This window comes from Janthinobacterium sp. TPC_1, assembly GCF_056037845.1.
Window position 1 is genome coordinate 3474104 of sequence record NZ_CP195157.1, and the last position, 12416, is coordinate 3486519.

Genomic DNA, 12416 nt, shown 5'->3' on the forward strand with positions numbered 1-12416 from the left:
GCCGCATGGCGCGGGCCATCGTCGTTTCTGCCCCAGTCCTTGTCTTTCCCGCGCCGGATAATCCATGTATACCGCTCTTTTCCTGACCTGGTCGCCGGCAGTCCTGCTGGCCGGCTTGCTGCTGCTGGCCGTGTGCCACGACGTGCGCAGCCGCCGCATCCCGAATCGCCTGGTGTTTTCAGGCGCGCTGGCAGGATTGTTGCTCAACGCAGCGTTGCCGGCCGGTGCAGGCCTGTTGTCGGCCACGCCCGGCGCGCTCGGCTTCTGGCCGGCCCTGGGCGGCCTGGCCCTTGGCCTGGCGTTGCTGCTGCCGATGTATGCGCTCAAGGCGCTGGGCGCCGGCGACGTGAAATTGATGGCCATGGTGGGGGCCTTTGTCGGTCCGCACGCCGTCTTCTTTTGCCTGCTGGTCAGCCTGCTCGCTGGCGGCGTGCTGGCGCTGGCCGTGGCCGCTTATCACGGCACCTTGCGCCAGGTCGGCAGCAATAGCTATCACATGGCCTTGAGCAGCTTCATGCGGGCCATCGCGGCGCAACGGCCCGATATCGACGCGCCGGTCGCGCCCAGCGGCAAGTTGCCGTATGCCATAGCCATCGCCAGTGGCACCGCGCTCTACCTGCTCCTGGCCGCCGGCGGCCAGCTGGGACTCTTCGCATGACCGCTGGCGTCTTCCGCACCCGTACCCATGCCTGCTGATCTGCTTGCCGCACCGGCTTCCCAGCGTGCCCCGCGCACCGTCGAAGAGACGGGCTTGCCCTTTTTCTTCCTGGTCGAACTGCTGGTCAAGGTGCTGTTCCAGCGCGGGCAGCTGCACCTGCCCGAGCTGGCCAGCTACGTCAAGCTGGGCCTGGGCGTGATCGACCCCGTCATGGTCTTCATGCGGCAGGAAAAAATGTGCGAGGTCATGCGCCGCGGCGCCAGCGGCACCGATGCCGACCTCCACTATCAGTTGACGGACAGCGGCCGCCAGCGCGCCCTCGAATGCCTGGCGCGCAATGCCTATGCGGGCCCATGCCCGGTGCCGCTGGCCGCCTATAACGCGCAGGTATCGGCGCAAAGTGTTGCCAACATGCATGTCACGCGTCCGCAGGTCGCGGCCAGCTTCGACGGCGTGGTGGTGAATCAGACCGTGCTCGACCAGCTGGGCGCGGCCATGAATTCCGGGCGCGCCATTTTCATCTACGGCGCCGCCGGCAGCGGCAAGACGTATCTGGCCGAACGCCTGCAAGACTTGCTGCAAGGGGCCATTGCCTTGCCTTACGCCATCATGGTCGATGGCGAAGTCGTGCCCTTCTATGACCCGGTGCTGCATCTGCCGGCGGCGCAGCAGGCGGAAGCGCCGGCCGGCATCGAGCGCGCCGTGCAGCTCGACGCGCGCTGGGTGCGCGGCGTGCGCCGCCCGGCCGTGCTCACCGGCGGCGAGCTGACCCTGGAAATGCTGGACCTGCGCTTCGACGGCGTAACGCGGCTGTACCGCGCGCCGCCGCACCTGAAGGCCAACAACGGCATTTTTCATCATCGACGACCTGGGGCGCCAGCGCTGTTCGCCGCTGGAGCTGATGAACCGCTGGATCGTGCCGATGGACCGCGCCATCGATTACCTGTCGCTGCATAACGGCCATACCTTCCAGGTGCCGTTCGACGTGGTGGTGGTGTTTTCCTCGAATTTCCTGCCCGAGCGGCTGTCGGACGCGGCCTTCCTGCGCCGCCTGGGCTACAAGATCGAAGTGCCGGCGCTCAGCGCGGCGCATTACGAAAGCGTGTTTCGCCAGACCTGCGCCACCTGCGGCGTGGCGTTCGACGCGGAGGCCTTTGCCTTCCTGCTGCAGCGCCATGCACGCGGCGCGACGCCCTTGCTGGCCTGTTATCCGCGCGACCTGCTGCGCCAGGTGCGCGACCTGGCCCGCTACGAAGGCACGCCGGTGCAACTGAGTGCAACGGTGCTGGACTGGGCCTGGAACAATTATTTTGCCGGCGCGAACCAGCGCCAGGGCGCGGACGACATGGCCGTGCAAGAGCGGCGCGAACAGAAATCAAGCTGAAGTCAGAGGAAAAACGATGCGAAATACCCGTGCTTTACTTATGTTGCTGCTGGCCCTCGTGCTGGCCGGTGCCGCCGTGCTGACGGCGGCGATCTGGATGGGCGGCCAGAGTACGCCCGCGAGCCAGCAGATCGTCGTGGCCCTGGTCGATATCGGCGTGGGCACGAAGATCAGTCCGCTCATGCTGCGCAGCATGGACTGGCCCGCCGGCGCGCAGCCGCCCGGCGCCTTTACCGACAGCAAGGCGCTGGACGGACGCATCACGCGCACGGCCATCAGCCTCGGTGAACCGGTGCTGGAAAGCAAACTGGCGCCGCCGGGCACGAGCGGCGGCCTGTCCTCCATCGTGGCCGATGGCAAGCGCGCCATGACCGTGCGCGTCAACGATGTGGTGGGGGTGGCGGGCTTTGCCTTGCCTGGCAACTTTGTCGACATCCTCGTCAATACCCAGGATGACCGGGCCAAGGCCAGCGGCGGCGCCGAGCTGGCCATTTCGAAGATCGTGCTCGAGCGCATCCTGGTGCTGGCCGTGGCGCAGGAATCGAACCGCGACGACAACAAGCCCAAGGTGGTCAATGCCGTCACCCTGGAATTGACGCCGGACCAGGTGGAAAAGCTCGACCTGGCGCGCAGCGTGGGCACCTTGTCGCTGGTGCTGCGCAACCAGATCGACCCGGCGCCCGTCAACACGGGCGGCGCCACCAAGGAGTCGCTGCTGGGACTGAAGCCGCTGCTGCCCGTCGCCGCGCCGCGCGCGGCTGCACCGGCGCGCCAGGCGCCGCGTCCCGCCGCGCCACCGGCCGAGAGCGTCAAAGTGATCACGGGCATGGATACCCGCGTCCAGCAATTCTAACCATACCAGTAGCAGGGATAGTCGATGACCTCATTTCGTACCCGTATCGCCAGGCCGCGCTTGCGCCTGGCCCTGGCCCTGAGTGGCTTGACGGCGAGTTTGCTGTGGCCGCCTGGCGCCAGCGCCGCGCCCGCCGTGCGCAAGGTGGACGCCGCCAGCCAGGCCGCCCCCCTGTCGCTGGGCGGCGATATCGCCCGGCTGGGGCCGCCGATCCGCTTGTCCGTCGGCAAGTCGACCTTGCGCAGCCTGACGCGGGCCGTCTCGCAGATCGCCGTCAATGATCCGAAGGTGGCGGGTGCCAGGCTGCTGGGCAGTTCCAGCGAGCTGTATATCTGGGGCCTGGCCCCGGGCAGTACCAATCTGATTCTGTGGGACAAGGAGCATCGTCCCGTGATCGTCGATATCGAAGTCGGAATCGATGCCGACGGCTTGCAGGCGCAGCTGGCGCATGTGTTTCCCCGTGAAACAGATCTCAAGGCCAGTTCGGCCGGCGGCGCCATCGTGCTGACGGGCATGGTTTCGGATGCCGTCAAGGCCAGCCAGATCATGGCCATGGCCACGGCGTTTGCGCAGCGGGGAGGCGGCGAAGCGGCGCCGGCGGCCACGGGAGCGGCAGGAGCCGCTATGGCGCCAGTCGCCGGCCCGGCCGGCGCTGCCGCTTCCGGCGTGAGCGTGATCAATATGCTGACCATCGCCGCGCCGCAGCAGGTGATGCTGGAAGTCAAGATCGCCGAAGTCTCGAAAACCCTCGTCGACCAGCTGGGCGCCAGCATCGGCGCGCGCGCCAGCAGCGGCAACTGGACTTACAGTTTCCTGTCGAACTTGTTGAGCGGCAACCCCAGCATGATCGACGGCTTCAATGGTAAAAACGGCAACTTCCTCACGCTCGATGCGCAAAAGCGCGACGGCCTCGTGAAAGTGCTGGCCGAACCGAACATCATGGCCATCAGCGGCCAGGAGGCCAGCTTCCTGGCCGGCGGCAAGATCTACATTCCCGTCTCGCAAGACAGCGCCACCAACAAGATCACCCTGGAAGAAAAGGAATTCGGCATTGCCGTCAAGTTCACGCCCACCGTGCTCGACGGCGGGCGCATCAATCTGAAGGTGGCGCCGGAAGTGTCGGGAGCTCAACAAGGACGGCATCGGCATCACCACGGGCGGCACGGCCGGCAGCGCCATCCTGCCGGCATTTACCACGCGGCGCGCCACCACCACGGTGCAATTGTTCGATGGCCAGAGCTTTGCCATCGGCGGCTTGATCAAGAACAATGTGACGACGAATATCAAGGCGCTGCCGATGCTGGGCGAGATTCCCGTGCTGGGCGCCTTGTTCCGCAGCAGCGATTTCCAGACCGACCGCACCGAGCTGGTGTTCATCATCACGCCGCACCTGGTCAAGCCGCTGGCCGGCGACTACGCGCTGCCGACGGATGCCTATGTGGCGCCCAGCCGCGCGCAATTTTTCCTGCAAGGAAAGATGGAAGGCGATGCCACGCCGCCGCCGGCGGCGGCCGACAAACAACCGGGCGCCCCAGCGGCGACCGGCTTCGACATTCAATAGGAGAGTGAGCATGCAGCGTCCTCCATTCCTTCCCCTGCTGTGCGTGCTGCTGGCATCGATCGCCGCCAGCGGCTGCGCCACCACGCCGCGCCTCGACAGCAACTTCGGCCGCAGCGTCGGTTTGCTGCGCGCCCAGCAAGTGATCAACCCGCAGGCGGGACGGAACCGCGACCCGGTGGCTGGCCTCGACGGCAAGTCGGCGGCGGCGGCATACCAGGCCTACGAGAAGACTTTCAGCGCGCCCGTGCCGCAGTCGGGCGCCATGACGATCAGCCTGGGACGCCAATGAAGATGTCACCGTTACCACAGAATAAGCAAGGCATATCGTGAAAATCGCCATCATATCCCGGGATGACAGAGTATTGGCCGAGCTGGGCCGCCTGGTCGGCAACCGTAATCCGGCGGACGACGTCGACGCCCGCAGCGGACCGCTGGAGCAACTGTATGCGGCGCAAGAGCTGCCAGACGTGCTGATGTTCGACCGGCCCGGCAACGATGGCGCCGACCTGGCCGCCATTGAGCGCCTGAGCAATCAGTTTCCGCGCCTGGCCGTGATTGCTGTGCCCGCAGCATTCGCCCGACTTCCTGCTGCAAGCCATGCGTGCCGGCGTGCGCGAAGTGTTGCCGTCGCCGGCCGCCGCCGCCAGCGTCTACCCGGCCCTCGAACGCATCGAGGAAAAACTCGAGCGGCGCGACAATGGCAATGGCAAGGTGCTGGCCTTCATTTCCTGCAAGGGCGGCAGCGGCGCCACCTTCATCGCCACCAACCTGGGCTATGCCCTGGCGGAAAGCGGCCACAAGCGTGTTGCCTTGCTGGACCTGAACCTGCACTTCGGCGATGCCTCGCTGTTTGTCTCCGAAAACAAGCCGCTCGCTACCCTGGCCGACGTCACGCGCGACATCCACCGCCTGGACCCGTCCTTCCTCGCCTCGAGCATGCTCAATGTGCTGCCCAATTTCAGCGTCCTGGCGGCGCCGGAGGACCCGGCCCATGCCAGCGAAGTCCAGCCCGAGCATATCGACGCCATCATCAAGCTGGCGCGGCGCCAGTACGACTTCGTGGTGCTCGACGTGGGGCGCAACCTCGATGCGGTCAGCGTGCGCGCGCTCGACCACGCCGACCTGATCTTCCCCATCCTGCAAACGACCTTGCCCTACATCCGCGACGGCAAGCGCCTGCTGGGCATGTTCCGCTCGCTGGAATACGACAAGGACAAGGTGCGCCTGATCGTCAACCGGCACGACAGGGGCGGCGAAATCCGCCTGCAGGACCTGGAGGCGGCATATGGCACGACGATCGACCGCACGGTGCCGAATCATTATGCGTCGGCCGCCGCATCGGTCAACCAGGGCATGCCGATCTTGCAGCTGGACAAGAACAGCCCCATCACGCGCTCGCTGCAGGAGTTTGCCGCCAGCCTGACGGGCGCCAGCGTCGAACCCGCGCGGCAAGGCTGGCTGAACCGCGTGCTGCGGCGCGCCTAACCCCATTCGAACAGGAATTCTTTTATGGCAACTTCCCCCGTCTCCAGCCTGTCGATCCGCGAGCGTCTCGGCAATGGCAAGATCGCCACCCTGACGCCGCAGCGCGCGCCCTCGATCGACAACCGCAGCTACCGCGAGCTGAAACAGCGCATCCATACGCTGCTGCTCGAGCGCGTCGACCTGGAAAGCATGCAGCGGCTGACGCAGGATCAGATCCGCGACGAGTTGCGCAGCCTGGTCGAGCGTCTGCTCGACGAGGAAGCCGTGGTCATCAACGATATCGAGCGCAAGAACCTGACGCGCGACATCCGCAACGAGATGCTGGGGTTTGGCCCGCTGGAAACCTTGCTGTCGGACCCGAGCGTGTCGGATATCCTCGTCAATGGCCACAAGCAAGTATATGTCGAACGGCGCGGCAAGCTGGAATTGACCGATGTCGTGTTCAATGACGATGCCCATTTGATGAAAATCATTGACAAGATCGTCTCGCGCGTGGGCCGCCGCATCGACGAATCGAGCCCCATGGTCGATGCGCGACTGCCCGACGGTTCGCGCGTCAACGCCATCATCCCGCCGCTGGCCATCGACGGGCCCGTGATGTCGATCCGGCGTTTTTCCGTCGACCCGCTGCGCCTGGCCGACCTGGTCGCCTACACCAGCATGACGGCCGAGATGGCCGAAGTGCTGCAGGGCCTGGGCAAGGCGAAGATGAATATCCTCATTTCCGGCGGCACGGGCAGCGGCAAGACCACCATGCTGAACGTGATTTCCGGCTTTATCAGCCATACGGAACGCATCGTCACGGTGGAAGACGCGGCCGAGCTGCAATTGCAGCAGCCGCACGTGGTGCGCCTGGAAACGCGCCCGCCGAATATCGAAGGCAAGGGGGAAGTGTCGCAGCGCGCGCTGGTGCGCAATGCCCTGCGGATGCGCCCCGACCGCATCATCCTGGGCGAGGTGCGCGGCGCCGAGGCGCTCGACATGCTGGGCGCGATGAACACGGGCCATGAAGGCTCGATGGCCACCATCCACGCCAATACGCCGCGCGACGCCATCACGCGGCTGGAAAACATGATCAGCATGGCGGCCGCCAACCTGCCCAGCAAGGCCATCCGCCAGCAGATCAGCTCGGCCATATCGGTGGTGGTGCAAGTGTCGCGCCTGATCGACGGCAAGCGCAAGGTCACGTCGATCCAGGAAATCACGGGCATGGAAGGCGATGTCATCACGATGCAGGAAATCTTCAGCTTCAGGCAGACGGGGGTGGGGGAGAGCGGGGCCGTCGTCGGGTATTTCTCGGCCAGCGGCATCCGTCCCCATTTCCTGGAACGCCTGAAGAGTTTTGGCGTCGGCATTTCCAGCGCGGTATTCGAGCCGACCGGCAGCGGGCGCTGACACGGCATGGGCTATCTCTCGTATCTGGTGTATCTGCTGATTTTCCTGGCGGTCATGCTGCTGGTCGGCGCCGTGTATTTCAACCTGCAGTCGCGCGGCGCAGGCGCCGGGCGCGTGGCGCGCCGCTTGCGGGCCATGAATACGGCCAGCGACGACGTGCAGAAAACCGTCTCCATCACCAAGAACCGGCAGCTCAGTTCGCATGCGGGCATACAGGGATTGCTGGAATGGCTGCCCGGCGTGGCCGGTCTGGACCGCTTGCTGCTGCAGTCGGGCAAGGACTGGGACGTGGGCAAGCTGCTCGGCTACAGCCTGCTGGCCTGGCTGCTGGGCTTGCTGTTGGGCAGCATCAGCCCCTTGCCCTGGTATCTGCGCCTGCTGCTCAGTCTTGCCTGCGCGGCGCTGCCGCTCCTGCTCGTGATGCGCGCCAAGGCCCGGCGGCAGGCGCGCATCGAACTGCAATTGCCCGATGCACTGGACATGATGAGCCGTGCCATGCGTGCCGGCCACGCCTTTCCCACGGCCCTGAAAATGGTCGGCGACGAGATGACGGGGCCCCTGGCCGATGAATTCCGCGCCGTGTTTGACGAAGTCAATTTTGGCGTGTCGATGTCCGATGCCCTGTCGGGGCTGGCGGCGCGGGTGCCGAGCACGGACTTGCGCTATTTCGTCATCGCCGTGCTGATCCAGCGCGAAACGGGCGGCAATCTGACGGAATTGCTTGGCAGCATCAGTGCCATCATCCGCGACCGCCTTAAATTGATGGGCCAGGTGCGCGTGCTGTCGGCCGAAGGGCGCATGTCGGCCTGGGTGCTCGGTTCGCTGCCCTTTGCCGCCGCGCTGATGATGCAGGTGACGAACCCCGAGTTCCTCTCCGTGCTGTACACGGATAGCGGCGGGCGCAAGATGGTGGCGATGGCCTTCGGCATGTTGGTGATTGGCATCTTTGTCATCCGCAAGATTGTGCGGATTCGCGTGTGAGGCTGTGAAATGAGGCAATTAACCATACACAAGGTGGCACGATGAGCGGCATGCAGATGGGCTTGTTGGTGGTGCTGTTCCTGATCGTGTTCGGCATCGTCCTGGTGCTGGCGCGGTTGTTTGCGGGCAACGCGGTGCAAGTGCGGCTCGATACCCTGGATGTGCAGAAAATAGATACGGGCAAGGCCCGCCGGATGAAAACCAGCGCTGGCTGGGATACCTGATCAGCCTGACCCGTCCGCTGGCCAGACTGTCGCTGCCCGAGGAGGGGTGGGAAGTATCGCCCATCCGCATCCGCTTCATCAATGCGGGCTGGCGCAAGAGCGCCGCGCCGGCGCTGTTTTACGCGGCCAAGACGGGTCTGGCGCTGCTGTTCCCCCTGCTGGCTTATCTGCTGCTGCGGCACGGCGAGTACAACCTGTTCCTGTGGCTGCTGCTGGCCGCGGCCCTGGGCTATTATCTGCCGGACTTCTGGCTCAAGCATTGCCTGAAAGAACGGCAGCGCGAAATCTTCGAAACCTTTCCCGATGCGCTGGACTTGATGACGGTCTGCGTCGAAGCGGGCCTGGCGATGGATGCCGCGCTGGCGCGCGTGGCCCAGGAAATTGGCATGAAAAGCCTGATTCTGGCCGAGGAATTGCAACTGGTGACGCTGGAACTGCGTGCCGGCAGCGCCAAGGACAAGGCCTTGCGCAACCTGGCACTGCGCACGGGCGTGGAAGATGTCGATGCCCTGGTGACCCTGCTGATACAGGCAGAGCGCTTCGGCACGAGCATTGCCGCTTCCTTGCGCGTGCAGTCGGACGAGCTGCGCACCAAACGGCGCCAGCGCGCCGAGGAAACGGCGGCCAAGATTGCGCTCAAGCTGTTGTTTCCCTTGATTTTTTTCATTTTCCCATCCCTGCTGGTGGTGCTCATGGGGCCCGCCCTGCTGCAGATCCGCCGCGCGCTGCTGCCGGCGATGGGAGGCGCGTGATGCCGCGCTGGTTCAGGATGCCTGTCTGGTGGCTGCTGGCGTGCCTGCTGCAAGGCTGTACGGCCACGCCCGTCGCGCCACAGTGGCAGGTGCAAGGCGTGCAGCGCATCGGCCATTCCGCCGGCCAGAATGCCGCCACGTATTTGCAACTGGGCAAGTTTTACCAGGAGCGGGGCCAGCTGGACCTGGCGGCCGGCGCCTATGCCGCCTCGATTGCCCTCGACCCGCGGCAACTGGGCGCGCGCAATGCGCAAGCCGTGCTCGATGCGCGCCAGGGCCGGCTTGAACAGGCCGCCACGGCGCTGCTGGCGCTGGTGCGCGACTATCCCGAGGCCGCCCAGCCCATGAACAATCTCGGCTATGTCTACTACCTGCAAGGGGAACTGGCGCAAGCGTCGGGCATGCTCGGGCAGGCCGTGGCGCGCGCTGGCGGCACGGCGCTGGCGCGCAATAACCTGCAACTGGTGCAAGCGGCGCAAGCGATGCAGGCGGCACCAGCCGTGGCCGCCGCGCCGGCGGCGCTGGCCGGGATCGAAATCATCAATGGCAATGGCATCCGCGGCATGGCGGCGCAGGTGCGCCAGCGCGTGCGGGAGCATGGCATGGCGGTCGGCCGCCTGGCGAATCAGCCCGGTTTCCGCCAGGCACATAGCCAGATCCTGTACGCCCCCGGCCATGCGCACCAGGCCGATGCCTTGCGGCAAGTCCTGGCGCAGCAGGGGCCGCCCGTGCAACTGGTGGCCGTCGCCAGCCTGGGGCGCGGCGCCGGCATCCGCCTGATCCTGGGACACGACCAGGCTTAATTTGAACAAGCTAGTAGCAATACATTATCAGTATCACAATAACAGGGAGAAGTGCATGTATGGATTGACGAGTAGGGCTTGGCCGGCGCGCTGGGCGCATTGCCTGGCTGCCGGCACGGCAGCAACGTTGCTGGCCGGCTGTGGCGGCGGCGGTTCCGGCGGCAGCGATTGCAGCACCCTGGACCCGGGCCGCAATCCGAACCTGCCCGGCTGCGTCGTGCCGCCCGTCACGCCGGTGGCTCCCGTCACGCCCGTCGTGCCCGTGCCTGCAACCCTGGCGCTGAGCCTGAAGGATGGGGGCGGCAAGGCGACCACCTCGGTCGGCCCCGGCAACAGCGCCACCGTGCAAGCCGTCGTCAAGGATGGCAAGGGTGCGGTGCTGCCGGGCGTCTTGCTGACCTTGAACAGCAGCGACAAGAGCGCCAGTTTCACCCCGGGCGCGGCCAGCGCCCTGACGGACGCGAACGGCGTGGCCAGCATCGTCATCGCGGCGGGCAGCCAGAGCGGTGCTTTTGCGCTGACGGCCAGCGCCACGGTAAATGGCAGCGTGTTGACGTCGAGTATCAATTACACGGTGGTCTACCCGACCCTGACCCTGGGCGGCGTGGGCGTCGTGCCGGCGACCCTGTCGGCGGGCGGCACGGCCGGGCTGAGCGTGACGGTGATGAATGGCCCGGCCGTGTATGCGCCGGTGCAGTCGGTCGTCTTCAGTTCGCCTTGCGCCGCAGCCGGCAAGGCGGCCATCAGCAGCCCCGTGAATACGGTCAATGGCGTGGCCAGCACCTCGTACATCGACAAGGGCTGCGGCGCGCCGGACGTGATCACGGCCAGCACCGTCTTCAATGCCACCACCTTGAGCCAGTCGGGCACCCTGACGGTGCAGACGGCCAATGCCGGCCAGATCGGCTTTGTCTCGGCCCTGCCTGCCGCAAAACATCGCCCTGAAAGGCACGGGCGGGGCGGGGCGGCAAGAGTCGTCCACCGTCACCTTCAAGGTGCTCGACAGGAATGGCAATCCCGTCAGCGGCAAAGCGGTCAATTTCGTGCTCAATACGACGGCGGGCGGCCTGAGCCTCAATCCCGCGCAATCGACCAGCGGCGCCGACGGCAGCGTCAGTACCACGGTGGCTTCCGGTACCGTGAACACGCCGATCCGCGTCACGGCCACCCTGCAGGGCACCAGCCTGTCGACGGTGTCGGACCAGCTGGTGGTGTCCACCGGCATACCCGAGCAGGACAGCTTTACCTTGACCACGTCCATGTTCAATACGGAAGGCAGCGATTTTGCCGGCTGCACCGCGCCCACGGGCGCCACCATCACGGCGCGCCTGGGCGACCACTTTCACAATCCCGTACCCGATGGCACGGCCGTCAGCTTCACGGCCGAAGGCGGCACCGTCGATGCATCCTGCCTGACGGGCCTGGTCAACACCACCTTGACGGACGGCACGGTAATTACGCAAAAAGGCGTGCCGGGTTCGTGTTCCGTGCGTTTCTGCCCCGGCAATCCCCGTCCGCTTGACGGCCGCGTGACCATCCTGGCGTATGCGCTGGGCGAGGAAAGTTTTGTCGATGCGAATGGCAACAATTTGTTTGATGCCGGCGAAAGCTACGTCGACCTGGGCGAACCGTTCCGCAATGACCGCGCCATCGTCAGCAGCAATGCCAACTTCAAGGACGATGCCTATAGCATGGGCAATGCGGTGCTTGCCGGCAATGAAAAGCCTATCGATTCGAATGGCAACGGCAGCTGGGATCAGGTGGGGGATGGACAGTACAATGGCGTCCGACGCGCTGCCTCCAGCGCCAATGCCACGGCCGCCAACACCGTGCACATACGCCAGGCCCTGGTGCAGGTGTTGTCGGGCAGCACGGCGCGTTTCACGCCCCTGGGCGCCGCTTCCGTTGACCTGGACAAGTGCGTCGATGGCAGCGTGTTCGAGAACCGGGTGCGTACCTTCCCGCTCGCCATCCGCGACGGCAATGACACCGTGTTTGCCATGAATCGTGCCGCCGTGACGGGGCTGGCGATGGATTTGCCCGGCAATCCGTTGCCGGCGGGCACGACGATCAGCTTCTCGGCGAGCAATGGCAGCATCGTCGGCGGCACCAGCTTTGTCGTGCCGAGCATCGACAGCGCCAGTTCCGCGAACTGGATCTATCCGGTGCAGATGATCAGCGACGTGACCCAGATCGGCACTGCGTGCCAGCCGAACAGCGTGCGCAACGGCCTGTTGACGGTGACGGTGCGCACGCCGAATGGCATCGTGACGTCGGCGACGTATGGCGTCAGCGACTGATTGTTATACCTGCGGGCAAT

General features: G+C 65.5%; 15 protein-coding genes and 1 pseudogene. 14 read left to right on the forward strand and 2 right to left on the reverse strand.

Annotation, left to right across the window (positions count from 1 at the left end; translation table 11 throughout):
- Positions 1 to 64: 64 nt before the first annotated feature.
- The 13 genes and pseudogenes from ACQVLG_RS17085 to ACQVLG_RS17145 all read left to right on the forward strand — a co-directional run bounded on the left by ACQVLG_RS17085 (position 65) and on the right by ACQVLG_RS17145 (position 10096).
- Positions 65 to 658: an A24 family peptidase gene (locus tag ACQVLG_RS17085; RefSeq protein ID WP_474290323.1), complete on the forward strand. Its 594-nt coding sequence runs from the start codon at positions 65 to 67 to the stop codon at positions 656 to 658.
- A gap of 27 nt (positions 659 to 685) precedes the next feature.
- Positions 686 to 1615: a hypothetical protein gene (locus tag ACQVLG_RS17090; protein ID WP_474290324.1), complete on the forward strand. Its 930-nt coding sequence runs from the start codon at positions 686 to 688 to the stop codon at positions 1613 to 1615.
- The gene (locus tag ACQVLG_RS17095) at positions 1560 to 2042 is read left to right on the forward strand and encodes a hypothetical protein (RefSeq protein WP_474290325.1); all 483 of its coding nucleotides are present in this window, start codon (positions 1560 to 1562) and stop codon (positions 2040 to 2042) included. Before ACQVLG_RS17090 ends, ACQVLG_RS17095 begins: the two co-directional genes overlap by 56 nt.
- 16 nt (positions 2043 to 2058) lie before the next feature.
- Entirely contained in the window at positions 2059 to 2895 is an 837-nt protein-coding gene (cpaB, locus tag ACQVLG_RS17100) for a Flp pilus assembly protein CpaB (RefSeq protein WP_230541725.1), read from the forward strand.
- A gap of 24 nt (positions 2896 to 2919) precedes the next feature.
- A pseudogene (locus ACQVLG_RS17105) lies at positions 2920 to 3975 on the forward strand (type II and III secretion system protein family protein); the annotation flags it as partial.
- A gap of 136 nt (positions 3976 to 4111) precedes the next feature.
- Positions 4112 to 4456: a hypothetical protein gene (locus ACQVLG_RS17110; protein ID WP_474295683.1), complete on the forward strand. Its 345-nt coding sequence runs from the start codon at positions 4112 to 4114 to the stop codon at positions 4454 to 4456.
- 10 nt (positions 4457 to 4466) lie between these two features.
- Positions 4467 to 4745 (forward strand): pilus assembly protein, encoded by a 279-nt coding sequence (locus ACQVLG_RS17115; protein WP_474290326.1) that lies wholly within the window; start codon positions 4467 to 4469, stop codon positions 4743 to 4745.
- Positions 4746 to 5011: 266 nt separating this feature from the next.
- Positions 5012 to 5941 (forward strand): CpaE/TadZ family protein, encoded by a 930-nt coding sequence (locus ACQVLG_RS17120; protein ID WP_474290327.1) that lies wholly within the window; start codon positions 5012 to 5014, stop codon positions 5939 to 5941.
- Positions 5942 to 5989: 48 nt separating this feature from the next.
- Complete coding sequence (locus tag ACQVLG_RS17125) at positions 5990 to 7336, forward strand: CpaF family protein (protein ID WP_474295685.1); 1347 nt, start codon at positions 5990 to 5992, stop codon at positions 7334 to 7336.
- Positions 7337 to 7342: 6 nt separating this feature from the next.
- Positions 7343 to 8317 (forward strand): type II secretion system F family protein, encoded by a 975-nt coding sequence (locus tag ACQVLG_RS17130; protein ID WP_474290328.1) that lies wholly within the window; start codon positions 7343 to 7345, stop codon positions 8315 to 8317.
- Positions 8318 to 8358: 41 nt separating this feature from the next.
- The gene (locus ACQVLG_RS17135) at positions 8359 to 8541 is read left to right on the forward strand and encodes a hypothetical protein (protein WP_474290329.1); all 183 of its coding nucleotides are present in this window, start codon (positions 8359 to 8361) and stop codon (positions 8539 to 8541) included.
- 317 nt (positions 8542 to 8858) lie between these two features.
- Complete coding sequence (locus ACQVLG_RS17140) at positions 8859 to 9293, forward strand: type II secretion system F family protein (protein ID WP_474290330.1); 435 nt, start codon at positions 8859 to 8861, stop codon at positions 9291 to 9293.
- Positions 9293 to 10096, forward strand: a complete 804-nt coding sequence (locus ACQVLG_RS17145) for a LytR C-terminal domain-containing protein (RefSeq protein ID WP_474290331.1) — start codon at positions 9293 to 9295, stop codon at positions 10094 to 10096. The genes ACQVLG_RS17140 and ACQVLG_RS17145 overlap by 1 nt, the downstream gene beginning before the upstream one ends.
- Before the next feature lie 33 nt (positions 10097 to 10129).
- On the opposite strand, the gene ACQVLG_RS17150 is transcribed toward ACQVLG_RS17145, so the two are convergent.
- Both ACQVLG_RS17150 and ACQVLG_RS17155 read right to left on the reverse strand, forming a co-directional pair.
- Positions 10130 to 10663: a hypothetical protein gene (locus ACQVLG_RS17150; RefSeq protein WP_474290332.1), complete on the reverse strand. Its 534-nt coding sequence runs from the start codon at positions 10661 to 10663 to the stop codon at positions 10130 to 10132.
- A 12-nt stretch (positions 10664 to 10675) separates the two neighbouring features.
- Entirely contained in the window at positions 10676 to 10987 is a 312-nt protein-coding gene (locus ACQVLG_RS17155) for a hypothetical protein (RefSeq protein ID WP_474290333.1), read from the reverse strand.
- Between ACQVLG_RS17155 and ACQVLG_RS17160 the strand changes: the two genes are divergently transcribed.
- Positions 10987 to 12396, forward strand: coding sequence for an Ig-like domain-containing protein (locus ACQVLG_RS17160; RefSeq protein WP_474290334.1), 1410 nt, complete (start codon positions 10987 to 10989; stop codon positions 12394 to 12396). The two genes, ACQVLG_RS17155 and ACQVLG_RS17160, sit on opposite strands and share 1 nt — an antisense overlap.
- Positions 12397 to 12416: the final 20 nt, after the last annotated feature.

Excerpts from the sequence above, each read along its gene's own strand:
- ACQVLG_RS17085 (WP_474290323.1), top strand. The coding sequence starts at position 65 with ATGTATACCGCTCTTTTCCTGACCTGGTCGCCGGCAGTCCTGCTGGCC.
- ACQVLG_RS17090 (WP_474290324.1), top strand. The coding sequence starts at position 686 with ATGCCTGCTGATCTGCTTGCCGCACCGGCTTCCCAGCGTGCCCCGCGC.
- ACQVLG_RS17095 (WP_474290325.1), top strand. The coding sequence starts at position 1,560 with ATGAACCGCTGGATCGTGCCGATGGACCGCGCCATCGATTACCTGTCG.
- cpaB (WP_230541725.1), top strand. The coding sequence starts at position 2,059 with ATGCGAAATACCCGTGCTTTACTTATGTTGCTGCTGGCCCTCGTGCTG.
- ACQVLG_RS17115 (WP_474290326.1), top strand. The coding sequence starts at position 4,467 with ATGCAGCGTCCTCCATTCCTTCCCCTGCTGTGCGTGCTGCTGGCATCG.
- ACQVLG_RS17130 (WP_474290328.1), top strand. The coding sequence starts at position 7,343 with ATGGGCTATCTCTCGTATCTGGTGTATCTGCTGATTTTCCTGGCGGTC.
- ACQVLG_RS17135 (WP_474290329.1), top strand. The coding sequence starts at position 8,359 with ATGAGCGGCATGCAGATGGGCTTGTTGGTGGTGCTGTTCCTGATCGTG.
- ACQVLG_RS17140 (WP_474290330.1), top strand. The coding sequence starts at position 8,859 with ATGACGGTCTGCGTCGAAGCGGGCCTGGCGATGGATGCCGCGCTGGCG.
- ACQVLG_RS17145 (WP_474290331.1), top strand. The coding sequence starts at position 9,293 with ATGCCGCGCTGGTTCAGGATGCCTGTCTGGTGGCTGCTGGCGTGCCTG.
- ACQVLG_RS17160 (WP_474290334.1), top strand. The coding sequence starts at position 10,987 with ATGCCGGCCAGATCGGCTTTGTCTCGGCCCTGCCTGCCGCAAAACATC.